The organism is Streptomyces montanisoli, assembly GCF_017813245.1.
GTDB classification, from domain to species: Bacteria; Actinomycetota; Actinomycetes; order Streptomycetales; family Streptomycetaceae; genus Streptomyces; species Streptomyces montanisoli.
In genome coordinates, this window is the sequence record NZ_JAGIQL010000012.1 from 37,247 (window position 1) to 59,733 (window position 22,487).

A 22,487-nucleotide genomic window follows, 5' to 3' on the forward strand; every position below is an offset into this window, starting at 1 on the left:
GCCCGACGGCGCGGGGCTTCGTACCTGTCAGTTGTAGTTGCGCCAGGTGTCGGAGAACGCGCCTGCGGACAGCGCGCTCGGCTGGGCCTTGACGGAGCCGGTGTTGAAGTTCTCCATGACGATCTCGTCGGAGCTGCCGGGCAGGGTCGACCCGTTGGCCGTCGCGCCGCTGAAGTTGACGGTCCCGAAGTTCGAGAGCGCGGCTATCTGGCCGTTGACCTGGGTCGCCTCGGCGATGACCTCGGCGGAGCTGCCGTTGACGCCCTGGCTGCCGGCGTGGTGGGTCGTCTTCGTCCAGCCCTCGGTGCTGTCGGCGAGGGTCATGGTGTACTGGCCGTTGCCGTCGTTGGTGACCGTGGCCTTGAGGTGGTCGCCGGGCCTGACCGTCACCGAGTACGCGCTCTCCGCCGCGGGCAGCACCTCCCACCACGCGCCGTAGGTGGCCCTGCCGTTGATGCAGTCCGCCTCGGTGCCGGTCTGCTCCAGGCCGCTGTCGCTCTGGCTGTATCCGTCGATGCCGACCCAGAACGACGAGTAGGTGTTCTGCGAGGTGCAGCTGACGGCCGGCTGGACCCAGGACGAGGAGACCGACTTGTAGGCGCCGCTGCCGCCGGTGGCCGCGTAACCCGACCAGTTGCTCGCCTCCGTCGTGGTGTTGTGGCCTCTGGAGCCGTGGAGCGCGTGCGATTCGTGGCTCGCGATGGACGACGTGAGCTGGGCGGGGGTCCGCGGAGCCGCGTTCGCGCCCGCCATGCTCAGACCGGCCACGCTGACGACGGCGGCGCCGACGGACAGCGCCCGGAGGCTATTGCGGCGGGTGGAGACGTGAGAGGACATACGGGTGCGCTCACTTTCTGTGCGTGGGGGGAGCACGTGATGGGGGGTGCCGGTCCGGCTTGGCCGCCTGGCCGGCGTTCACGGTTGTGCGCACCAGAAGAGTGACGGTTCGAAAGTCTGTGCAGCAAGAGACGCAGGCTTTTTAGTTTTACGGGAGTTGGGGGCGGGATGCGGGCGCGAGTTGAGCGGTGGAGCCGGGTCCGGGAGCCGGCACGTCAGCGGCCGGTCCCGGAATCGCGTGCTCCAGTCCTGGTTTCCTCTTGGGTAACCCTTGGTTGACCTGCACCGAACAAGTCGGCGTAGCGTTCCGGACAGCACAGCGGCCGTCCGGGAGGCAGACACCGCATGCAGTTCGAAAGCACGGCCCACGCCGCGTCCATGGCAGCTCCGGTGGTCCACCGCGGACTCGTCGACCCGGCCTGCGCGGGCCCGTCGCCGCAGCTCGCGCAGTTGCTGCGCACCGGGCCCTTCCACGACGCGCTGCGCGCCGCCATCGCGGCGAGCGGGCTGAGCCTCGACAGGGTCCAGGACCGGCTGCGGCGGCACGGAGCCGACGTCAGCCTGGCGAGCCTGAGCTCCTGGCAGTCCGGCAGGTACCGCCCTGAGCGGCCGCGTTCGCTGGCCGCGCTCCGTGCCATGGAGCGCTTCCTGCCGGTGCCGGACGGCGCCCTGTTCGCGCTGCTCGGACCGCCGCGCCCGCGCGGTCCCAGACCCGCCGGCGCCGACGGGCAAGCCTCTCTGGAGAACGTCGTCCCCGACCTCTCGCTGCCCGCCCTCAGCGGGATCGACACGAGCTGGGACGCGAGCCTGACCCGGATCAGCTGCCAGACCCGGATGGAGTTCGACGAGAACGGCCGCAGCCGCTCCAAGTGGACGCGGCAGCTGCTGCGGGCCGACCGCGACGGCCCCGACCGCTGGGTGACGGTGTACCGGCTGGACGAGCCGGGCTTTCCCCCCGGCATCGAGGTCGTGGCACCCTGCCGCACCGGGCGGGTCGTCAGGAGCCACGAGGGAGGCCTGCTCGCCGCAGAGCTGCTCTTCGACAGGCCGCTGGCGCGCGGCGAGACCGTGATCGTCGAGTACACGCTGACGCATGCCGTGCCGCGGCCGTTCGAGACCCATGTCGAGGCCGCGCTGCACCTGCCGGTGCGCGAGTACGTTCTGGAGGCGCGGTTCGACCCCGCGTGCCTGCCGTCCGCCTGCTACTCCTACCGCCTGGACGGCGCCTGCGCGCGGGAGGACGCCGAAGACCACCGCAGCGAGCGGCTGCTGCGCATCGACGCGGCCGGCTCGGCCCACGCCGTGGCGCTCGAAGCGGGACACTGCCGGATCGGGTTGCGCTGGGACTGGGAGGGCCCGCCGGCGGCGGGCGCCTGACCGGCCCACCGCACGCGACGCGCACGCCACGGGGTGCCCACCGGATCGGTGGGCACCCCGTGTGCTCGCGCTCACGGCCCGTCCTGGCGGCGGGCCGTGGCGCTGTCAGCCGGCGGAGCCGACGATGGCGGGCGGCGCCGCGTTCGCGGACGTCCCCCACTGCGAGGGCTGCGCGCCGACCGTGAACGTCAGGTCACGGGTGCGCCGCAGCGTGTCGGTCGTCAGGTACGTCTTGCCGTAGGAGGACCCGTCGGCCGAGACGGACTGCGTGTAGCGGTCGGTGTCGGACGTGCCCGCGGCCCTGATGGTGAGGTGTCCGCGGGGGTAGTAGTGGCGGTCGAGGGTGATGTCGACGCGGTCGAAGATCGGCGTGGACAGCCCCCAGGTGCTCGTGCCCGGCTGCACGGGGAAGATTCCGATGGACGAGAGCACGTTCCAGGCGGACATGGTGCCCAGGTCGTCGTTGCCGGTCATGCCGGTCGGCGTGTCGGTGAAGAGGGTCAGCGCGGCGTGCACCACGTCGGTGGTCTTCCAGGGCTGCCCGGTGGACAGGTAGGTGTACGGGGCGATGAGGTCGGGCTCGTTGGACGGGTTGTACTTGTTCGCGTTGTAGTACGAGTAGGGCCCGTTGACCCAGATCTCGCTGGCGGTCTTCGCCGGGTCCTTGACGAGCTGGTCGTAGGCGAAGAAGGAGTCGAGGCGGTCGTTGGCGGCCTTCTCGCCGCCGATCAGGCTCACCATGCCCGGGATGTCCTGCGGCACCAGCCACTGGTACTGCCAGGACGTGCCCTCGTGGAAGCCGACGCTCTTCGCCGGGTCGTCCGGGCCGGCGAAGGCGCCCGTGGTGTCACGCGAGCGGAAGAAGCCGGTGGAGGGGTCGAAGATGTCGCGGTAGTTCTCGGCACGCTTGGCGTAGCGCGCGGCGTCCGCCTTGTGGCCGAGGTCGGCCGCCATCTGGGAGAGCATGCCGTCGGCGAGCGCGTACTCGAGCGTCGCGCTGCCGCCGTAGTCGAAGTCGGAGTCGCCCGGCTTGGCGTGCGTGTGGTTCGCGATGTAGGGCACGTAACCGTTCGCGATGTACTGCTTGTTGCCCTCGCGCCCGACCGGCGCGGAGTCGGTGGGCGGCACGCCGTCCGCGTTCTTCTTCAGCGCCTTGTACGCCTCCTCCTCGTACCCCTTGAGCAGGCCCTGCTGGTAGGCGTTGGTCAGGAACGGCGTGACCGGGTCACCGGTCATGATGTTGGTCTCGACGGTGCCGTAGCCCCACTTGGGCAGCCAGCCGCTGTCCTTGTCGATCTGGAGCACCGAGATCGCCATGTCGCGGGCCTGCCGCGGCGCGAGCAGCGACAGCAGCTGGGTCTGGGTGCGGTAGGTGTCCCACAGCGAGAAGTTCTGGTAGTACGTGAAGTTCCTCGCCCTGTGGATCTTCTGGTCCCAGCCGGTGTAGCGCCCGTCGACGTCGCTGCCGGTGTTCGGCGCGAGGAAGGACCGGTACAGCGAGGAGTAGAAGGTCTTCTGCTGCGTGTCGCTGCCGCCGCGCGTCCGCACGCTCTCCAGGCGCTTCTCCCACGTCGCCTGGGCGGCGTGCTCGACGCGCTTGAAGGAACGGCCGCCCTCGGCACGGAGGTTGAGCGCCGCGCCCCTGGCGTCCACGTAGGAGACCGCGGTGGTCGCCTCGACGGTGCGGTTCTTGCGCGTGTCGAAGCGGACGTAGGCGCCGTTGAGCCCCGAGGTCGCGGTGGAGTGCCGGGAGCCCGCGGTGACCGTCTCGCCGTTCCACGTACCGGAGGTCGTGAAGGGGCGGTTGAAGTGGGTCACCGTGTAGACGGTGTAGGGCTTGGTGTCCTGGCAGAAGCCGCTGCCCGTGATCGCCGTCTGCACCGTGTGGTCGTTGAGGATCGTGACCTTCGTGGAGAGGGTCTTGTGCAGCGCCTGGCCCGCGTTCAGCAGGACGTTCGCCTTGTCGGTCGCGGGGAACGTGTAGCGCTGCACGCCCGTGCGCTGCGTGGCGGTGAGCTCCGCCTTGATGCCGGAGTCGAGGCCGACCTCGTAGTAGCCGGGGCTCGCCTTCTCGTTGTCGTGGCTGAACGTGGCCGCGTACTTGGCGTAGTCCGTCTCGGTCACGTCACCGGTGGTGGGCAGGACGGGCAGGTCGCCACCGAGGCCGCAGCCCACGCCGGAGAGGTGGACGAGCGAGAAGCCGCGTATGTGGTTCTGCGTGTAGTCGTACCCGGTGTTGTGGCCGGTGTCGGGGGAGAACTGCACCATGCCGAACGGCACGGTGGCGCCCGGGTAGGTGTTGCCCTCGTCCTGACTGCCGATGAACGGGTTCACCAGGCTGGTGAGTCGGCCGTGCGCCCCGGCGGCGCTGAGCGGGGCTGCCTGCACGGCGGGCGCGGCGAGCGCACCGCCGATCAGGACCGCGGCCGTCACCGCCCCCGCGGTGCGCAGGCGCGGAAGTCGGGTCCATCTCATCGGGGTTCCTCCAAGGTGGTGACCGCGTCGCCGCGCGGTGGCACCTCCGACTAGACAACGTTGTCATGACATGGCGGCATCATTCTTCGCAATGTTCGCGTCCACCGTCAAGGGGGCGTTCGCGAGTCGGACCGCGCGGACGGCCGTGCCCGCGGCGCGTCCACCGTGTCCCGGACCTCGTGAGGACGCGGGACACGGCGGCAGGGGTCAGCCCGCGGTCGCGGCCTCGGGGGCGGCCAGCGCGCGCAGGACTTCGGCGGCGAGTGCCGTGCGATCCGTCATGCCGGCCAGGCTGATGTGCTCTTCGCGCGCGTGCGCGCCGGCGCCGACCGCGCCGAACCCGTCAAGGACGGGGATGCCGAGCGCGGTGACGAAGTTGCCGTCGCTCGCGCCGCCGACCGCGCACTCGCGCAGGTCGAGGCCGAGGGCGGCGGCGCGCTCGCGGGCGAGCGCGTACAACCGGCCGTTGCCAGGGGTGCGTTCCATGACGGGCCTGTTCCACTCGCCGTCCCACTCCACCACGGCCCGCGGATCGTGGGGACGGAGCGCGGCCAGGGCACGGTCGATGCGCTCGGCCTCCCGCGCGTCGGCGACACGCACGTCGATGTGCGCCTCGGCGTGGCCCGCCGCTACGTTGGTGCGGGTGCCGCCGCCGACGACCCCGACGTTGACCGTGGTGCCGGCCGCCGGGTCGGCGAGCGCGTGCAGCGACAGGACGGCGCGGGCGATCTCGTCCACGGCGCTGACGCCCTTCTCGGGGTCGAGCCCGGCGTGGGCCTCGATGCCCGTCGCGGTGACCCGGAAGAGGCCGACGCCCTTGCGGGCCGTCTTGACGGCGCCGTCCGCCGACGCCTCGAAGACGAGGGCCGCGCGCACTCCGCCGGCCGCTGCCTCGATCACGGGGCGCGACGCGGGGCTGCCGATCTCCTCGTCGCCGTTGAGCACGAGGCGCAGCGGCGGGCGCGGCAGGCCGAGCGCGTCGAGTGCGCGTACCGCCCACACGGCCTGTACGAGTCCGGCCTTCATGTCGAACACGCCGGGCCCGGTGGCGCGGTCGCCCTCCACGGTGAACGGCCGCTGGGCGACGGTGCCCTTCGCCCACACGGTGTCGTAGTGGGCGAGCAGCAGTACGGGCGTGCCGGCGCCGGCGTCCGGGCCGGCGGGGCGGGCGGCGGGCCAGTCCCATACCAGCGTGTCGCCGTATGTCCCGCCGTCGGTGCGGTGCCTGGCGGACGGTGTGCCGAGCGCGCGCTCGAGCCACTCCTCCAGGCGGGGCAGGATCGCGTCGAGGCACTCCTTGTCGTCGCTCGGTGTGTCGGTGTTCACGTAGCGGGCGAGTTCGTCGAGCATGGTGTCGCGGTGGGCGGCGACCCAGTCGTGTACGGACGCGGCGGACGGTTCGCTCTGCGGGGTGGATGCGGTGTTCAACGTGCGCTTCCGTGGGGGGTGTGGCGGTACAGGTCGGTGAGGTTGCCGTCGCTCATGGGGCGTGTGCCCGACTCGACCTCGGCGAGCATCGTCAGGAGGTGTTCGAGTGCCGGTGTGGGGACGGCCAGTTGGGCGGCCCTGCTCAGGACGGGCCGGTAGTGGTGGTGGACCTCCACCGGCCGGTGGCGTACGGCGATGTCGCGCCAGATGCCGCTGCGGTCCTTGGCCTGCCCGCCGAGCCAGGCGACCAGCCGGTCGGTCGCCGCCTCGCGTTCCGCGGCGGCGGCGGTGGGCAGGTAGGCGGACGGCTGGAACGCGTCGAAGGGTTCGAGTGTGAGCCCGTCCGCCGTGGCGACGGCCGCGACCTCCGCGGCGAGCGTGTGCATCAGCGGGCGGTGTCCGTCGATGAGCCGTGCCATCGGCGCGTCGACGAGGGCCGTCGCGGTCAGCATGGAGCCGAACGCCAGCTTGGACCACAGGTATCCGGCGACGTTCGCCGTCTCGCGGGCGGGTCCCCACGCCTGCAGGTCGCGCACGAGGGTGCGTACGCGCTCGCTGGGCGCGCCGTCGAGTTCGCCGGAGACGAGGGCGCCCGCGCCGCCGTCCTGGACGACGCCGGGTGCGACCACGTCCGCGAACAGGTTCACGAATGCGCCGATGGTGCGGTGTGTTCCCACGCGCCGTGCGATCAGCCGCTCGTTGAGGCCGTTCTGGAGCGACACGACGTAGCCGTCGTCGGCCAGCACGGTCGCGAGCCAGTCGGCTGCCGTCTCGGTGGCCTGCGCCTTGACGCACAGCAGGACGTGGCGCGGCCGGTGGTCCAGCGCGTCGGGCGTGGTCGCGGAGACGGCGGCGGTGCGCTCGCCGTCCGGGCCCCGCAGGGTGAGTCCGTGGGCGCGCAGTGCGGCCACGTGCTCTGGGTCGGTGTCGACGATCCGTACGGTGTGTCCGGCGTCGGCGAGGTGGAAGGCGAGGGTGCCGCCGATCGCGCCGCCTCCCACGACGGTGTAGTCGGTCGGGTGGGCGGCCGTGGTGCCGTCCGTGTTCATGAGGCCTCCTGGTGCGGTGCCGCGCCCGAGGCCGCGGTGTCCGGCGCGGCGCCCGCCTGGGTTCCGGACAGCTGCGGCCAGTGCAGGGGCAGCGTGGTGGTGCCGGCCGACGCGCCGCCGTCCAGCCTGACGATCGATCCGGTCATCCAGGACGCTTCGGGTCCTGCCACCCAGCGGACCGCGCGGGCGATGTCGTCGGGCTCCCCCGGACGCCCGAGCGGGTTGACCGACACGGCGGCCGCGTACGCGTCGGTGACGGGGTTGGCGGCGCTGTCGACCGTGACGAAGCCGGGCGACACGGCGTTGACGCGGATGCCGTGCGCCCCGAACTCCACGGCGCAGGACCGGGTGAGCATCTCCAGTGCGGCCTTGGAGGCGCTGTAGTGGGCGGCGCCGGGACGTGCGCGCAGGGCGGCGCCCGAGGTGATGTTCACGACGGTGCCGGTCTCTCCGCGTTCGATGAGTGTCCGGGCGAGGGCCGTGGTGGTGAGCATCGCCGCGCGGACGTTGACGTCCATCACACGGTCCCACACCTCGGCGGTCATCTCGCCGAGGGGTGTGGCCGGGTAGATCCCCGCCGCGTTGACGAGGACGCCGGGCGTGCCCGCGAGGTCCGACGCGCGGCCCACGAGGTCCGCGGCCGCTTGTGCGCCTGACAGGTCGGCGGGCAGCGCGCGGGCGCTCACGCCCTGCGCGGCCAGCCGTTCCACCAGGGCGTTCAGCGGCGCGCCCGGCAGGTCGCTCGCCGTGACGGTGCAGCCTTCCTCCGCGAACGCGGCGCAGATCGCCGCCCCGATGCCGCCCGCCGCCCCGGTGACCAGGACGTGCCGCGCCGAGGGCGCGGGCCGGCCGGGCGGTGCGGAACGCTCCGGGGACGGGGTGCGGGCCCGGGTGCGGGGGCTCATGCGATCTCCTTGCTCTTGGTCTCGGGCATGGTGGCGTAGACGATCACACCGACGAGTGCGGCGGCGGCCAGGTACAGCCAGACGAGACCGCGGTGGCCGTGCGAGCTCATCCAGGTGGTGACGTAGGGGGCGGTGCCGCCGAATATCGCCACGGCGAGCGCGTACGGCAGGGCGATGCCGGTGGTGCGCACCTCGGGCGGGAACTGCTCGGCCATGACCACGGCGCAGTTGGCCGAGTAGCCCACGAGCAGGACCATGCCGACGAGTTCGACCGCGAGCAGCGTCCAGAAGCTGTCGCCCAGCACGTGGAACAGCGGCCAGGACAGCACGAGGAAGCCGGCCGCGAAGGCGAACATGGTGGGCTTGCGGCCGATCCGGTCGGACAGCATGCCGCCGAACGGCAGCAGCACGATGAACACCACGAGGGAGATGGTGTTGGCGAGGAGCGCCCGGCTCAGCGGCATGCCCGTCGTCACGTGGACGTACGACGGCATGTAGCTGACCCAGATGTAGTAGATCAGAGTGCCCGCCACGGTCACACCGGCCACGCGCAGTGCGGCCCGCGGGTGTTCGGTGACCATCGCGCGCAGCGGATTGGCGCGGGGGCATTCGGCGTGCTCCACACGGCGGAACGACTCCGTCTCCTGCACGGACACCCGCAGCCACAAGCCGACGAGACCCAGCACGCCGGCGACCGCGAACGCCACACGCCAGCCCCAGGTGTCGAGCGCGTGCTCGTCGAGGCTGCTGGTCAGGATGGTGCCCATGAGGGAGGCGATGAGCGTGCCCGCGCCGACGGACACCTGCTGCCAGGACCCGGCGAGCGCGCGGCGCGACGGGGCGGCGGACTCGACGAGGAACGCCGAGGACGTGCCGAACTCGCCGCCGGCCGAGAAGCCCTGGACGAGCCGGGCGACCACCAGCACGATGGGCGCGCCCACGCCGATGGTGGAGTAGCCGGGGCACACCGCGATGACGAGGGCCGCGGCGGCCATCATGGAGATGGTCAGCGTCATGGCCTTCTTGCGGCCGTGGCGGTCGCCGTAGGCGCCGAGCAGCGCCCCGCCGATGGGCCGCATCAGGAACCCGACGGCGAACACCGCCAGGGTGGACAGCAGAGCGGCCTCGGGGGCGTGCGAGGGGAAGAACGTGCCGGCGAACACCGACGAGAACGTCGAGTAGACCGCCCAGTCGACCCACTCGACGGTGTTGCCCACGGCGCCCGCCCAGATGGCGCGGCGGCGGGCCGCGCCGCTGCCGGGTGCGGCGGCGGAAGGGTTGGTGGCCCCGGACGGCACGGAGCGGGCGGGCTGCGGTGTGCCCGGGGGCGTGGCGTGCTGCGTCATCGTCTCTACCCTTCGTGGACGGCTGGTCGCGGGGACGGTGTGCCGGCGCCGGGGGCCGTGCCCGCGGGGGCGTGGCCGGGGCTGCCGGCAAGGCCTGCGCGGTCGGCCACGTACCGTGCGATGTCGGCGTGGGTGGCGAACCAGACGCCCTCGTGCGCCGTGATGTGGTCGAGCAGCTGGGCCAGTACGAGGAGGCGTGAGCGGTGGCCGATGAAGTGGGGGTGGCACGTGAGCTGGAAGACGCCGCCCTCGCGGTACGCCTGGTCGAACTCGTCGCGCCAGATGGTGAGGACGGAGCGCGGCGGTGTGTACGGGCGCAGTCCGGCGTAGCGCTCCATCATGAAGTAGGGCGCGTCGTCGCGTATCCACTCGACGGGTATCTCCACGATGCCGGTGGGTTCGCCGTCCGCGACGAGCTCGTAGGGGTCGTCGTCGGCCATGAGGGACGAGTCGTACAGCAGCCCCATCTCGCGCGTGATGCGCAGCGTGTGGTCGGAGAAGTCCCAGGACGGTGTGCGGATGCCCACCGGGCGTGTGCCCGTGACCCGTTCGAGGGTGTCGGCGCTGCGCAGTTGCAGCTCGCGTTCCGTGTCGGGCGGCAGTTGCATGTTGCGCTCGTGGATCCAGCCGTGGATGGCCGTCTCGTGTCCTGCGGCGGTGTACGACCGTGCCTCCTCGGGGTGCAGCAGCGCGGAGACGGCGGGCATGAAGAAGGTGGCTGGGGCGGAGTGACGGTCGAGCAGCCGCAGGATCTTGGGTGCGGCGACGCGCGAGCCGTACTCGCCCTGCGCCAGCTTGCCCGGGCGTGTCTCGCCGTCGCGCAGCGCGGGTGTCTCGTGGTCGGAGTCGAACGACAGGGCCACCGCGACCCGCGCGCCGCCGGGCCACGCCGGCGGTGTGAGGGAACGGCCGGCGCGCACCTGCTCCACATGGCCGCGCCAGGTCTCCTCGCTCCACTGCCACGGCTCCTCGCCGGTGTGTTGCTCCCCGGGGCGGCCGCCCGTGGGTTCGTCTGCCATCGTGAACTCCTGTTTCATGCCTTCTCGTGTTTTGCGCTGACATGTGCCGCCTGAGGACAGGCGCCGCCAGTGGCTGGACACGCGTGTAAATGGTGTGTTGGTGTGCCACGCGCAGACGTTCCGGTGTGCTTCCGGCGTGCTCGCGCGGTGCGGCGTCGGTGGGTACCGCCACCGATCGTCGAAAAAGTGTTGTGGTTTCCGGTGCGTCAGGTGTCCGTCCCCGGTCGGGGGCGGACACTCCTCGGCTATCCCTCGAAGATGTCCATGTTCCTGCTCAGCCGCTCGCCCGCTTCGAGCCGCTCCGGGCCGAGGTGTCCCACGACTCCGAGTGTGAGGGCAAGTCCCAGGCTGGTGGCGGCCGTTGTCGAGGGCAGCCCCCCGGATGCCTTGCCCGAGACACGCAGCACCAGCTCCGCGTCCTTGGCGAGCGAGGGGCTGCCGTCGTCGGTGACCAGCAGGACGGGCACGCCTCTCGCGGCGAACATCCGCCCGATGTCGGCCGTGCTGCGGGTGTAGCGGCGGAAAGTGAAGGCGATCAGCAGGTCGTCGGGGCCGACGTCGAGCAGCGGCTGGTAATCGTGGAGGATCGCCGAGGTCACCCGGCGCACATCGCCCCTGACCCGCGCGAGCGAGAACGCGAGGGCCGCGGCGGCGGACTCGGAGGCCCGGCCGCCGAGCACCCACACGGCGCCGGCGCCCGCGATCATGCGGGACGCGGCGTCGAGTACGTCGTCGGGCAGTTCCCTGAGCTGCTCCAGGTTGCGGGCCTCGCGCTCCCAGATGCGCGCGTATCTGCCCTCTCCCCCGGTCGGGGCAGTCTGCGGTGCGAGGACGGCGCGCAGGTCGCCTCGGACCGCGTCCTGAAGGTGCGGGTAGCCGTCGAACCCGAGGCGCTGGGCGAAGCGGGTCACGCTCGCCGCGCTGACTCCGAGGCTGTCGGCGATCTCCGCCGCACGCAGGAAGGGCACGTCATCGAGGTGTTCGAGGAGGTGGTCGGCGATCAGCCGGTCGGTCCGCGACAGCTCCGAGGAACAGGCGGCGATGCGTTCAGCCAGCATGGGTCCTCCCGGCACTCGGTGCTCGCAGCGCCGCGGGCGGACCCGCAGCGTCTGCAATCTCGATTTCAGATGCCGGGAACGTTACAAGCAGTCTTACGGGATGGGAAGAGGGTCCGTCTTTTCTTTCCGTGGGCGGCGGCCGTGGCCGCCGGGCGCGGCAGCCCGGCCCGGCGGCCGGCGCCTACGGCCTGGCGGGTTTGCCCGCCGTGTACAGCCAGGTGTGGAAGAGCGTGGCGAGATCCTTGCCCGACACCCGCTCGCTCAACGCGACGAACTGGGCCGTCGTACCGTGGCCGTACCGGTGGTCGCGGGCCCACGTGCGCAGGATGGTGAGGAACGCGCGGTCACCCACGGCGTCCCTGAGCTCCTGCAGCGTCATCGCGCCCCGCGTGTAGACCGGCGAGGCGAAGATGTGGGCGCCGTCGCCCGGGTCGGCCGAGGGGAACGCCCAGAGGCCGTCGCTCGCGGGGAGGGCGTAGTAGTGGTCGAAGGACGCCTGTGCGCTGCGGCCGCCGTGCTGCTCCTGCCACAGCCACTCCGCGTACGTCGCGAAGCCCTCGTTCAGCCAGATGTCCTGCCAGCTGGTGAGGGACACCGAGTCCCCGAACCACTGGTGTGCCATCTCGTGCACCACTGTGCCGACATCGGGCGCCCGGTCGTAGATCGGCCTGGTCTGCGTCTCCAGGGCGTAGCCGACGTCCGGCGCGTGGTCGACGATGGCCCCGGCCGCCGAGAAGGGGTAGGGGCCGAAGAGCTTCGTCTCCCAGTCCAGGATGTCCGGGATCTTCGCCAGCGCGGGGGCGGCGCCCTTCGCCTCGCGGGGATCGACCGCGTTGTAGACGGGGATGCCCGAGCGGGTGGTGTACTGCTGGACGTCGAACTTCCCGACGGTCGCCGTGGCCAGGTAGGACGCCATCGGCCGGCTCTGCCGCCAGCGGAACGTCGTCTCGCCGCGGGACGTGCGGCGCGAGGTCAGGACGCCGTTGGCGACAGCCGTGTACCCGCTCGGCACGGTGATCTCGAAGGAGTAGGAGGCCTTGTCGAGCGGGTGGTTGTCGGACGGGAACCAGGACATGGCGCCCTGGGGCTCGCCCGCGACGAACGCGCCGTCGTCGGTGGCGATCCAGCCGTCGGGGGACCCGTCAGGGTCGGTGACCTGCTCAGGGACTCCGCCGTAGGCCACGTCGACGCGGAAGGCGGCGCCGCGCCTCAGCGTTCGCGCCGGCTCGATGACGAGTTCCTGGCCGTGCCGCGTCCAGTGCGCCGTCCTGCCGTCCACGCGCACGCCGGTGACCCTCAGCCCCGACAGGTCGAGGTCGAACGCGCGCAGGCCGTGGGTGGCACGCGCCGTGATCGCGGCATGCCCGTCCAGCCGCCTGGTGGAGGGGTCGTAGGCGAGGTCGAGGTCGTAGTGCCGGACGGTGTAGCCGCCGTTGCCCGCGAGGGGGAAGTAGGGGTCGCCCTGGCCCGGCGCGCCATCGCCGGCGGCGGGGGCGGTGACGGGAGCGGCGGCTCCGCTGCCGGCCGTCAGGGCGGTGATCGCGAGGGCCGTGGCGGCGACGCCGAGGACTCTGGAGCGGACGGAACTACGGCGCGAACGGGCGCGGGACACGGGTGGTTCGGCAGCGAGCACGGGCACTCCTGGAACGGGGCGGCAGTCCGGGAAGGGGGCACTGCGAAAGCGGGCACACAGTAATGCGCGCGCACGGCCGGGACAAGACGACAACACGGTTGCGACCAGGCCCGATTGTCCCATGGACGTGCGGCGGGTCCGCGCGACCGCGTCGACGAGAGGCCGGCGGGATGTCGGCGAAAGAATGCTCGCGTTCCGTGAACTTTTCCCCAGGGCGCCGCATCGGACGTGATGTAAGGCTTCAAGCGGAAAGGTGAACGACATGAACCTGTACCAGCGGTGGGGCAAGCGCGGGACGGTGGCCGCGACTCTGGCGGCGGTCGCCCTGACGGGCACGGCGGCCGCGGGCGTCGCGCAGGCGGCGCCGGCCGCGCCGGCTTCCGCGAAGGTGCCGACCTGTTCCGCCTCCACGCTGCAGGCGTCACTGCACCATCCCCTGGCGGGAGGCATGAACCACGAAGGGACGGTGCTGCAGCTCAAGAACACCGGTGACCGCACCTGCGCGCTGCTCGGCTACCCCGGCCTCGGCCTGGAGAACGCTCAGCACAAGGTGCTCGCCTCGCACGTGAGTTGGGGCAGCACCTGGTACGCGAAGAACCCGGGCAAGAAGGTAGTGGACCTTGAGCCCGGCCAGTCCGCGCAGGCCGTCATCGCGTGGACCCACGCCAATGCAAACACCTCGGGCGCGACCCACGCCGCGTACCTGATCGTCACGCCGCCCGCGTCGACCGCGCACAAGACGCTCGCGTTCGGCGAGTGGGTCGACCACGGAGACCTCGACGTGACGGCGATGGCGCACCAGGTGGCCATCAACGGCTGACCGGACGCGCTCCCACATCGGCGACGAGCGGCCCGCTCCCCCATGAGGGAGCGGGCCGCTTTCCGCGTCACGGCACCCGTGCAACAGCCTTGACAGGCTCTTGTCAGGAGCGGAACACTCCGAGTTGGGAGAGCGCTCTCCCGCTCTCCCGACCACGTCCGGCGCGGTCCTGCGCCAAGCACCGCGGGGCCACCGCTCCGGAACCAGGAACCTGATAGGAGGTCTCCCATGGCACGGAGGTCCAGAGTCTTCTCCGGGCTGTTCCTGTTCGCGGCGACGAGCCTGACCGGCCTGAGCCTCGTCGGCGTCGCGGCGGCGGGCAACACGTCCGCCGGCACGTCCACGGCGGCGCACGCGGCACCCGCCGCGATGCACATGGCCGGCGGCGCCCGGATGGCCGCGGTGGGCATGCCCGCGTCCACGCGAACGTCCGGTGACGACCCGGACGGCGACGGCTACATCATGGCCGACCCGCCCGTCACCGGCGTCACGCCCTCGACATACGATCCGCCGCACGCGTACTTCCACGAGTTCCAAGCCAAGTGCGCGGCGGACCACACGCTCCCCGACGACCCCATCGTCTTCCCCGGTCAGCCGGGCAAGTCCCACGACCACACGTTCATGGGCAACACGGGCACCGACGCGTACACCACGACGGCGTCCCTGGACACGGCGGGAACCGCCTGCCTGGCGCCGGGCGACAAGTCCGCGTACTGGATGCCCAGCCTCTACGACGGGGACCGCAAGGTCCTGCCCGTCGGCCCGCAGACCATCTACTACAAGTCCGGTGTCACGGACTACACGAGCGTGCGCCCGTTCCCGAAGGGCCTGCGGTTCGTCGTCGGCAGCCCCATGCAGACACTCGACGAGTTCAAGAACCTCAAGGGCACGGTCGAGGGGTGGGAGTGCGGGACGTCGTACAAGAACTTCGACTTCCCCACCAGCTGTCCCTCCACCCCCGACACGCAGCTCAACATTCGCCTCCAGGCGCCGAGTTGCTGGGACGGCATCCACCTGGACACGCCCGACCACAAGAGCCACATGGCCTACCCGCTGGCGACCGGCAACAACCAGAACGTCTGCCCCGCCGACCACCCGGTGGCACTGCCGATGATCGAGTTCAAGATGGCGTGGCCCGTCAACGGCGACACGTCGAAACTCAGGCTGGCCAGCGGCACCGGGCACTCCTTCCACTACGACTTCTTCGACGGCTGGGACAACGCCACGCTCAGCGCCATGGTCGCCCACTGCATCAACGGCGGCCTGCAGTGCGACGCCCACGGCTACGACCAGGCGCACCCGGAGAAGGGCGCGGTGCTGAACGCCGACTACGAGCTTCCGTAGCCGATCGCTCGAGGAGGATCCGATGCGTCCACCCCACGGCGGCGTCCACCAGTGACGCGCCGCGGCACCACAGCACCGGCGAAGCGGTGGTGCGGGGCTCAGGCCGAGGCCCGCACCACCAGCTCCGGGTCGAAGACGACCGAGGTGACAGCGCGGTCCTGGTGCTCGATGTGCTGCTGGAGCAGGCGGGCCATCTCGCGGGCCATGTCCTCGACCGGCTGCCTGACCGTGGTGAGCGGCGGCGTGCAGGCGGACGCCACGGAGCTGTCGTCGAAGCCGACCACGGCGACATCCTCGGGCACCCGCCTGCCGTGGTCCCGCAACACCTGGCACGCGCCCTGCGCCATCAGGTCGTTGGCGGCGAACACGCCGTCGAGATCCGGATTGTCCGCGAGCAGCCGCGCCATCGCGCGTGCGCCGCCGCCGAGTGTGAAGTCGGCCTCGGCCATCGGTGCGTACGGGTGGCCGCCGCGTGCCATGGCGTCCCTGAAGCCGTCCAGCCGGTCGTGGCCCGACGGCACGTCGCACGGGCCGGCGATGGTGACGATCCGCCGGCAGCCGCGGGCCAGCAGGTGGTCCACCGCGAGTCGTGCGCCGTCCTTGTGGGCGAGGTCCACGTAGCTGATCGGCACGGGACCCGCGGGACGGGAGAACAGCACGGCGGGCAGGGACGCCTCGGCGACCATGGCGGGCAGCGGGTCCTGTGCGTGCGTGGACACGATCAGCGCCCCGTCGGCGCTCCCCTGCCGCAGGAAGCCCACGACCTGGTCGCGGGCGTCGGACGTCTCGGCGAACATCAGCACCGGATGCATGGAGCGTGGCCTGAGGTAGCTGATGACGCCGCTCACCACGCGTCCGAAGAACGGGTCGGCGAACAGCCGGGAGGCGAAGGCGTCCTGCTCGGCCTCGGACGCGTCGCCCGCCCCCGAGACGACCAGCGCGATGACCTCGGCGCGGCGGGTCACGAGGGAGCGCGCGGCGCGGTTGGGCGTGTAGCCGGTCGCGGCGACCGCCTGGCGCACCGTCTCCTGGATCTCGGGGTCGACGTTGCGCACACCGTTGACGACCCGCGACACCGTCGCTCGCGACACACCGGCCGCGCGCGCCACGTCCTCCAGTGTCGGTCCTGAGGAGGCCCCCGCCTTGCTGTTCATGGGGAAGGATCTTACCTCAGAGAGAGCGCTCTCCGGTCAAGGACCGGGGCAGCGCAGGGCCAGCAGTGCCTGGTCGTCGTGGGCGCGTCCGCCGCTGTGCCGGCTGACGTCGTGGATCAGGGCGTCGAGCAGCACGGCGGGGGTGGGGGGCTCGCCGGGGGCGTGCGGCAGGTGGCGCATGAGGTGGGACAGCCGGGCGAGGGGGTCGTAGAAGACGCCTGCGGGGTCGCGCGCCTCGGTCAGGCCGTCGGTCAGGAAGACGAGCGTGGCGCCGGGCGGCAGGTCGAAGGTGTCGACGGGGGCGTGCCACCTGCCGAGCGTGGTGAGGCCGAGCGGCGGTGCCTCGCGCGAGGGCTCCAGGGCCGTGGCGCGCCCGTCGGGGCAGTGCAGCAGGGGCGCGGGGTGGCCGTGGTTCATGATGCTCACGCGCCTGAGGTCGGCGCTCAGTTCCGCGATGACGGCGGTGGTGAACCCCTCGGTTTGGTCGAGCCCCTGCCTGCGGGCGCCCTCCCTGCGCAGCGCCTGTTCCATGGCGTCGACCAGTTCGGGGAGGGTGCGCGCCAGGTCGGCCGCGAACCGGAACGCGCCGATGTCCATGCTGACCGCGGCGACCGCGCCGAGGCCCTTGCCGCGTACGTCGCCGATCATCACGCGCACGCCGAACGGTGTGTCCTGCACGACGTACAGGTCCCCGCCGATGAGCGCCTCCCGGTCGGCGGGCACGTAGTGCGCGGCGATGCGCAGGGCGCCGAGCTCCTCGGGCGGTGCGGGCAGTACGGCCCGCTGTGCCAGCGCGGCGGCGCGCCAGGCGCGGTCGGCCTTGCCGTGCTGCAGGCGCAGGCTGTGGTTCAGCCAGACCGAGAGGACCGTCACGGCCAGGAGGCAGAGCTGGTTCGCGACGCCGTGCTGCCAGCCGAAGGTGTGGTCGACCCGGGCGAGCCAGGCGTGCACGGCCATCGAGACGGCGCCGACGAGCACGATGCCGACCGGCCCGAGCAGCGGCGCCGCGGCGACCGGAGCCGCGATCAGGAGGGCCGCGGACGACACGGCCGTCGGTGTCACGAGGTCGATCACGACCGCGACGACGATCACCGCCCAGGGGACCCAGGTCCTGTTCGGTCGCCACACGGGAGCACTCATCAGCGCCAGCATGCCGCAGACGGCGGCGAAGCTCCGGCCCAGCGCGCCCGGGCCTTCCGCAATCCGCCATGTGGACCAGTACGGCCACCGGCTGCCGTGTGCGTCAGGCGCCGAGGCGCTCCGCCGCGTCGCGCTCGGGGGTGGCGCGCAGTTCCGCGATGACGCTGTCGAGGTGGGCGCGCGCGGCGGCCTCGGCCGCGGCGCCGTCGCCGGCCACGACCGCGTCGATGATGGCGAGGTGCTGCGGGAGCGACTGGCTGGGCCGGCCGGGGCGCAGGGCGAGCCTGAACTGGTACCTGACCATCTGGCCCTTGAGCCGGTCGAGCAGGCCCTCGGCGACCGTCTGACCGCTCATCCGCGCGATGGCGTCGTGGAGTTGGCGGTTGAGCGCGGAGTACGTGTTGAGGTCGCCCTCGGCGACCGCCTTGCGCATCCCCGTGCCGATCTCGCGCAGGCCCTCGCGCCGCTGCGACGGGGCGTGCTCCGCCGCCCGCCTGGCGCAAAGACCTTCGAGCGCCGCCCGGCACTCGGTGATCTGGATGGCCTCCTCGACGGAGACGACGCGCACGCGCGCCCCTCTGCGGGGCACGAGTTCGACGAGGCCCTCGGCCGCGAGGTCCTGGAGCGCCTCGCGCACCGAGCTGCGCGTGGCGTGGTACCTCTCGGACAGCTCCTGCTCCACGAGGCGCTGGCCGGGCACCATGTCGCCCGCCGAGAGCGACCTTCGGATCGCCGTGCTGACCACATGCCGACCCGCTCGACCGGTGACCCGGTTCTCCGCCACTCCTACCGCCTCACTGCGCCGCGAACACTGTCAGAAGCCGATGCCCTACCGACAGCGGGCAGTCTATCCGTGCCGCCCTCTGTGCCGATCATAAGGGGAACTTTTTCGTCGGAGCTATTGTCAACAATTTCGTCGCCAGTTAAGTTGACGCTCAACACACCAGCGAGGGGAGAGCAATGACGCAGCCCACGTCCATCAGGCCGGCAGGCGGTACGCGCCGTAGTGGCGGCCAGACCGCGATCCCCTGCTGGTTCATGCGCGGAGGCACCTCGCGCGGCCCGTTCTTCCGCGCCGCCGACCTGCCGTCCGGCCGCGCCGCCCGCGACGCCGTCCTGCTGGCGGCCCTCGGCTCACCCGATCCCCGGCAGATCGACGGCCTCGGCGGGGCGCACCCCCTCACCAGCAAGGCCGGCATCGTCGGGCCCGGCAGCCGCCCGGGCGTGGACCTGGATTTCCGCTTCGCGCAGCTCCAGCCCGAAAGCGACGTGGTGGACACGACGCTGAACTGCGGCAACATGCTCGCGGCCGTGGTCCCCTTCGCCGTCGAGTCGGGCCTGATCACGCCGGTGGGTGACACCACCACCGCGCGGGTGCTCACCCTGAACACGGGGGTCACGGCGGACATCACCATCGCCACCCCCGAGGGGCCCGACGGCCGCTATGTCGAGTACGCAGGAGCGACGCACATCGACGGCGTGCCGGGCACGGCGGCCCCCGTGACGATCGACTTCCTCGACACGGCGGGCTCGGTGTGCTCCTCGCTCCTGCCCACCGGCAACGTCCGCGACCGCGTCGAGACCGCATCGACGGGCCCCGTCGACGTCACGTGCGTCGACAACGGCCAGCCGCTGGTCGTGGTCGCCGCCGCCGACCTCGGCCGCACGGGCTACGAGTCCGTCGCGGACCTCGGCGCCGACGAGGAGCTCAAGGCCAGGGTCGAGGAGCTTCGGCTCGCCTGCGGCGAGCTGATGGGGCTCGGCGACGTCACCGCGAAGAACTACCCCAAGATGACGCTTGTCGCGCCGCCGGCCCACGGCGGGACGCTCAGCACGCGCAGTTTCATCCCGCACGTCTGCCACGCCTCGATCGGCGTCCTGGCCGCGGTCACCGCGGCCACGGCGTGCGTGCTCGACGGCTCGGTCGCCCACGCCGTCGCCGCGCCCGCCGGCGCGGACGGCACGGTCTCCGTGGAGCACCCGTCCGGTGAGTTCAGCGTGGTGCTCGGCCTCGACCCCGCAGACCCCCAGCACGTCACACGCTCGGCCCTGCTGCGCACCGCGCGCCTGATCATGGCGGGCGACGTGCTGGTCCCCCACAGCACCACGCACGACGGCGCGACGCCGTCCCAGGAGGAGAGCCGATGATCATCGACTGCCACGGCCACTACACCACCGCACCGCCCGCCCTGGCGTCGTGGCGCGACCAGCAGGTCGCCGCGCTCTCGGACCCGGCCGCCGCGCCCTCCCCCGCGGGCCCCGCGATCAGCGACGACGAGCTGCGCGAGAGCGTCGAGGGCAACCAGCTGCGCCTGATGGACGAGCGCGGCATCGACATGACGGTCTTCTCCCCACGCGCGTCCTTCATGGCCCACCACATCGGCGGCTTCGAGACGTCCTCCCGGTGGGCGGCCCTGTGCAACGACCTCTGCCACCGTGTGGCCGCGCTCTATCCCGACCGGTTCGTGCCCGCCGCGATGCTCCCCCAGTCCCCGGGGGTCGACCCCGCCACCTGCCTGCCCGAGCTCACCCGGTGCGTCGAGGAGCTCGGCGCGGTGGCGCTCAACCTCAACCCGGACCCGTCCGGCGGCCACTGGAGCGCCCCGCCGCTCACGGACCGCTCGTGGTACCCCCTCTACGAGAAGATGGTCGAGTACGACATCCCCGCGATGGTGCACGTCAGCACCAGTGTCAACCCGGCCTTCCACACCACGGGCGCCCACTACCTCAACGCCGACACCACCGCGTTCATGCAGCTCGTGCAGGGTGACCTCTTCGCCGACTTCCCCACCCTGCGCCTGATCATCCCGCACGGCGGCGGGGCGGTCCCCTACCATTGGGGGCGCTTCCGTGGCCTCGCGATGGCACTGGGGAAGCCGCCGCTCGAAGAGCACGTGCTGGGCAACGTCTTCTTCGACATGTGCGTCTACCACCAGCCCGGCATCGACCTGCTGCTCGACGTGATCCCCACCCGCAACATCCTGTTCGCCTCGGAGATGATCGGCGCCGTGCGGGACGTCGACCCCGCCACCGGCCACCACTTCGACGACACGCGCCGCTACACGCGCGCCGCGGGGCTGCCGCCCGGCGACCTCGCCGCCGTCCAGGAACACAACGCGCGTTCCGTGTACCCGCGCCTCGACGCCCTGCTGCGGCGGCAGGGCCGCTGACCGCCCGGCGCAGGCACGCCGCACCGTTCCACCCCGCTCAAGGAGGAGCACCCCCGATGTACGAACTCGGAGTCGTCCACCGCACCGTCCACCGCCCGGCCCGCGAGAGGGTCGAAGCGGTGGCACCGTTCGGGGTCGCCACCCTGCACGAGGCCATGGGCCGCACCGGCCTGATGCGGCCGTACCTGCGGCCCGTCTACCGCGGCGCCGCGCTGTGCGGGACGGCGGTCACGGTGCTGCTGCAGCCGGGCGACAACTGGATGCTGCACGTGGCGATGGAGCAGGTGCGGCCGGGCGACGTCCTGGTGGCCGCCTGCACCACGGAGAGCGAGGACGGGTTCTTCGGTGAGCTGCTGGCGACCTCCGCCCGTGCCCGCGGCGCGGCCGGCCTGGTCATCGACGGCGGGTGCCGGGACGTGGCGGAGCTCGAGGCGATGGATTTCCCCGTCTTCAGCCGCGCGATCCACGCCAAGGGGACCGTCAAGGCGACGCTCGGCTCGGTCAACGTGCCCGTGGTGTGCGCGGGCGCGCTGGTGCGCCCGGGCGACGTGGTCGTCGCTGACACCGACGGTGTGGTCGTCGTCCCGCCGGATCGCCTCGACGAGGTCGCGGAGGCGGCCCGCGGGCGCGAGGACGCCGAGGAGGGCAAGCGCCGGCGGCTCGCCGCGGGCGAGCTCGGCATCGACATGTACGGCATGCGCGGGCCGCTCGACGCCGCGGGCCTCAGGTACGTCGACTGACGGACGGGGCGCCCGCCCCGCCGACCACTTACGGAGAACCATGAGCAACCCCGCATTCACCAAGACCCCCGGCTGGCTCGACTGGTACCGCGACCCGTCCGTCCCCGCCTTCGCGCTCCCGCCGGGCACCGTCGACGCGCACTGCCACGTCTTCGGCCCGGGCGCCGATTTCCCCTACGCCCCGGAACGCAAGTACACGCCGTGCGACGCGAGCAGCGAGCAGCTGTTCGCGCTCCGCGACCACCTCGGCATCAGCCGCAACGTCGTCGTGCAGGCGACGTGCCACGGCGCGGACAACCGCGCCATGCTGCACGCCGTCGAGGCATCCGGCGGGCGGGCACGCGGCATCGCGACCGTACGCGAGGACGTCACCGACGCGGAGCTCGCGAGGCTGGACGCGGCAGGCGTGCGCGGTGTGCGCTTCAACTTCCTGAGGCGCCTGGTCGACGCCTCCCCGCGGGACGAACTCGCCGCGGTGGCGCGGCGGATCGCGCCGCTCGGCTGGCACATCGTCCTCTACTTCGAGGCCGCGGACCTTCCCGAGCTCGAGGACTTCTTCGCCTCGCTGCCCACACCGCTCGTCGTGGACCACCTCGGGCGGCCCGACGTCACGCAGCCGGTAGGCGGGCCGCAGTTCAGCCGCTTCCTGCGCTTCGTGGAACGCGGCGACGTCATGGTCAAGGTGACGTGCCCGGAGCGGCTGAGCGTCACCGGGCCCGCCGCGCTCGACGGCGAGCGCCACCCGTACGCCGACGTGGTGCCGTTCGCGCGCCGGGTCGTCGAGGAGTTCCCCGACGCCGTGCTGTGGGGCACCGACTGGCCGCACCCCAACCTGCGGGACCACATGCCGGACGACGGCCTGCTGGTGGACTACGTACCGCTGGTCGCCCGGACCGGCGAGCAGCGCCACAAGCTGCTCGTCGCCAACCCGATGCGCCTGTACTGGCCCGACGAGAGCGTCTGACCCCTTCCCATCCACCTTCCTCCGCAAG

The 22,487-nt window shown here is 72.0% G+C and carries 19 protein-coding genes; 7 read left to right on the forward strand and 12 right to left on the reverse strand.

Going from position 1 to position 22,487, the window contains the following annotated elements; all coding sequences use genetic code 11:
* Positions 1-27: 27 nt before the first annotated feature.
* A complete protein-coding gene (locus tag JFN87_RS05265) occupies positions 28-837 on the reverse strand; it encodes a G1 family glutamic endopeptidase (protein WP_209338697.1) in 810 nt (269 codons plus the stop codon).
* 345 nt (positions 838-1,182) lie between these two features.
* On the opposite strand from JFN87_RS05265, the gene JFN87_RS05270 reads away from it, so the two are divergent.
* Positions 1,183-2,214, forward strand: coding sequence for a hypothetical protein (locus tag JFN87_RS05270; RefSeq protein WP_245178780.1), 1,032 nt, complete (start codon positions 1,183-1,185; stop codon positions 2,212-2,214).
* A 105-nt stretch (positions 2,215-2,319) separates the two neighbouring features.
* On the opposite strand, the gene JFN87_RS05275 is transcribed toward JFN87_RS05270, so the two are convergent.
* The 8 genes from JFN87_RS05275 to JFN87_RS05305 form a co-directional block, all read right to left on the reverse strand.
* Positions 2,320-4,689 (reverse strand): GH92 family glycosyl hydrolase, encoded by a 2,370-nt coding sequence (locus JFN87_RS05275; protein WP_209338698.1) that lies wholly within the window; start codon positions 4,687-4,689, stop codon positions 2,320-2,322.
* Positions 4,690-4,896: 207 nt separating this feature from the next.
* Positions 4,897-6,117: a M20 family metallopeptidase gene (locus tag JFN87_RS33475; protein ID WP_245178781.1), complete on the reverse strand. Its 1,221-nt coding sequence runs from the start codon at positions 6,115-6,117 to the stop codon at positions 4,897-4,899.
* Positions 6,114-7,166 carry a ketopantoate reductase family protein gene (locus JFN87_RS33480; RefSeq protein ID WP_245178782.1) on the reverse strand — a complete coding sequence of 351 codons (1,053 nt, stop codon included), beginning with the start codon at positions 7,164-7,166 and terminating at the stop codon, positions 6,114-6,116. The genes JFN87_RS33475 and JFN87_RS33480 overlap by 4 nt, the downstream gene beginning before the upstream one ends.
* A complete protein-coding gene (locus JFN87_RS05285; RefSeq protein ID WP_209338699.1) occupies positions 7,163-8,071 on the reverse strand; it encodes an SDR family NAD(P)-dependent oxidoreductase in 909 nt (302 codons plus the stop codon). Before JFN87_RS05285 ends, JFN87_RS33480 begins: the two co-directional genes overlap by 4 nt.
* Positions 8,068-9,417, reverse strand: a complete 1,350-nt coding sequence (locus tag JFN87_RS05290) for an MFS transporter (protein ID WP_209338700.1) — start codon at positions 9,415-9,417, stop codon at positions 8,068-8,070. Before JFN87_RS05290 ends, JFN87_RS05285 begins: the two co-directional genes overlap by 4 nt.
* Before the next feature lie 5 nt (positions 9,418-9,422).
* Positions 9,423-10,436 (reverse strand): polysaccharide deacetylase family protein, encoded by a 1,014-nt coding sequence (locus JFN87_RS05295; protein WP_209338701.1) that lies wholly within the window; start codon positions 10,434-10,436, stop codon positions 9,423-9,425.
* Between the two features lie 245 nt (positions 10,437-10,681).
* On the reverse strand, positions 10,682-11,494 hold the full coding sequence (locus tag JFN87_RS05300) for a MurR/RpiR family transcriptional regulator (RefSeq protein ID WP_209338702.1): 813 nt from the start codon (positions 11,492-11,494) through the stop codon (positions 10,682-10,684).
* Between the two features lie 181 nt (positions 11,495-11,675).
* Positions 11,676-13,106, reverse strand: a complete 1,431-nt coding sequence (locus JFN87_RS05305) for a M1 family metallopeptidase (RefSeq protein ID WP_372449182.1) — start codon at positions 13,104-13,106, stop codon at positions 11,676-11,678.
* 283 nt (positions 13,107-13,389) lie between these two features.
* Between JFN87_RS05305 and JFN87_RS05310 the strand changes: the two genes are divergently transcribed.
* Entirely contained in the window at positions 13,390-13,947 is a 558-nt protein-coding gene (locus tag JFN87_RS05310) for a DUF4232 domain-containing protein (RefSeq protein ID WP_209338703.1), read from the forward strand.
* A gap of 228 nt (positions 13,948-14,175) precedes the next feature.
* Positions 14,176-15,291 (forward strand): DUF1996 domain-containing protein, encoded by a 1,116-nt coding sequence (locus tag JFN87_RS05315; protein WP_209338704.1) that lies wholly within the window; start codon positions 14,176-14,178, stop codon positions 15,289-15,291.
* A 98-nt stretch (positions 15,292-15,389) separates the two neighbouring features.
* Here JFN87_RS05315 and JFN87_RS05320 read toward each other — a convergent pair whose 3' ends face one another.
* From JFN87_RS05320 to JFN87_RS05330, 3 genes are all read right to left on the reverse strand, one after another.
* The gene (locus JFN87_RS05320; protein WP_209338705.1) at positions 15,390-16,445 is read right to left on the reverse strand and encodes a LacI family DNA-binding transcriptional regulator; all 1,056 of its coding nucleotides are present in this window, start codon (positions 16,443-16,445) and stop codon (positions 15,390-15,392) included.
* 36 nt (positions 16,446-16,481) lie between these two features.
* On the reverse strand, positions 16,482-17,585 hold the full coding sequence (locus tag JFN87_RS05325) for a PP2C family protein-serine/threonine phosphatase (protein ID WP_209338706.1): 1,104 nt from the start codon (positions 17,583-17,585) through the stop codon (positions 16,482-16,484).
* A gap of 103 nt (positions 17,586-17,688) precedes the next feature.
* Positions 17,689-18,369: a GntR family transcriptional regulator gene (locus tag JFN87_RS05330; RefSeq protein WP_209338707.1), complete on the reverse strand. Its 681-nt coding sequence runs from the start codon at positions 18,367-18,369 to the stop codon at positions 17,689-17,691.
* Between the two features lie 176 nt (positions 18,370-18,545).
* On the opposite strand from JFN87_RS05330, the gene JFN87_RS05335 reads away from it, so the two are divergent.
* From JFN87_RS05335 to JFN87_RS05350, 4 genes are read left to right on the forward strand one after another with little or no spacing between them, the layout of a single operon-like run.
* Positions 18,546-19,733: a 4-oxalomesaconate tautomerase gene (locus JFN87_RS05335; RefSeq protein ID WP_209338708.1), complete on the forward strand. Its 1,188-nt coding sequence runs from the start codon at positions 18,546-18,548 to the stop codon at positions 19,731-19,733.
* The gene (locus JFN87_RS05340) at positions 19,730-20,755 is read left to right on the forward strand and encodes an amidohydrolase family protein (RefSeq protein WP_209338709.1); all 1,026 of its coding nucleotides are present in this window, start codon (positions 19,730-19,732) and stop codon (positions 20,753-20,755) included. The genes JFN87_RS05335 and JFN87_RS05340 overlap by 4 nt, the downstream gene beginning before the upstream one ends.
* 56 nt (positions 20,756-20,811) lie before the next feature.
* Positions 20,812-21,495, forward strand: coding sequence for a 4-carboxy-4-hydroxy-2-oxoadipate aldolase/oxaloacetate decarboxylase (gene ligK / locus JFN87_RS05345; RefSeq protein ID WP_209338710.1), 684 nt, complete (start codon positions 20,812-20,814; stop codon positions 21,493-21,495).
* A gap of 40 nt (positions 21,496-21,535) precedes the next feature.
* Complete coding sequence (locus JFN87_RS05350; protein ID WP_209338711.1) at positions 21,536-22,459, forward strand: amidohydrolase family protein; 924 nt, start codon at positions 21,536-21,538, stop codon at positions 22,457-22,459.
* The last annotated feature ends 28 nt before the right edge of the window (positions 22,460-22,487 follow it).

Coding starts and splice junctions, on each gene's coding strand:
- JFN87_RS05335 (WP_209338708.1), top strand. CDS start 18,546: ATGACGCAGCCCACGTCCATCAGGCCGGCAGGCGGTACGCGCCGTAGT.
- JFN87_RS05310 (WP_209338703.1), top strand. CDS start 13,390: ATGAACCTGTACCAGCGGTGGGGCAAGCGCGGGACGGTGGCCGCGACT.
- JFN87_RS05265 (WP_209338697.1), bottom strand. CDS start 837: ATGTCCTCTCACGTCTCCACCCGCCGCAATAGCCTCCGGGCGCTGTCC.
- JFN87_RS05275 (WP_209338698.1), bottom strand. CDS start 4,689: ATGAGATGGACCCGACTTCCGCGCCTGCGCACCGCGGGGGCGGTGACG.
- JFN87_RS05320 (WP_209338705.1), bottom strand. CDS start 16,445: ATGAACAGCAAGGCGGGGGCCTCCTCAGGACCGACACTGGAGGACGTG.
- JFN87_RS05290 (WP_209338700.1), bottom strand. CDS start 9,417: ATGACGCAGCACGCCACGCCCCCGGGCACACCGCAGCCCGCCCGCTCC.
- JFN87_RS05350 (WP_209338711.1), top strand. CDS start 21,536: ATGAGCAACCCCGCATTCACCAAGACCCCCGGCTGGCTCGACTGGTAC.
- JFN87_RS05270 (WP_245178780.1), top strand. CDS start 1,183: ATGCAGTTCGAAAGCACGGCCCACGCCGCGTCCATGGCAGCTCCGGTG.
- JFN87_RS05325 (WP_209338706.1), bottom strand. CDS start 17,585: ATGAGTGCTCCCGTGTGGCGACCGAACAGGACCTGGGTCCCCTGGGCG.
- JFN87_RS05300 (WP_209338702.1), bottom strand. CDS start 11,494: ATGCTGGCTGAACGCATCGCCGCCTGTTCCTCGGAGCTGTCGCGGACC.
- ligK (WP_209338710.1), top strand. CDS start 20,812: ATGTACGAACTCGGAGTCGTCCACCGCACCGTCCACCGCCCGGCCCGC.
- JFN87_RS05315 (WP_209338704.1), top strand. CDS start 14,176: ATGGCACGGAGGTCCAGAGTCTTCTCCGGGCTGTTCCTGTTCGCGGCG.
- JFN87_RS05285 (WP_209338699.1), bottom strand. CDS start 8,071: ATGAGCCCCCGCACCCGGGCCCGCACCCCGTCCCCGGAGCGTTCCGCA.
- JFN87_RS33480 (WP_245178782.1), bottom strand. CDS start 7,166: ATGAACACGGACGGCACCACGGCCGCCCACCCGACCGACTACACCGTC.
- JFN87_RS05295 (WP_209338701.1), bottom strand. CDS start 10,436: ATGGCAGACGAACCCACGGGCGGCCGCCCCGGGGAGCAACACACCGGC.
- JFN87_RS05340 (WP_209338709.1), top strand. CDS start 19,730: ATGATCATCGACTGCCACGGCCACTACACCACCGCACCGCCCGCCCTG.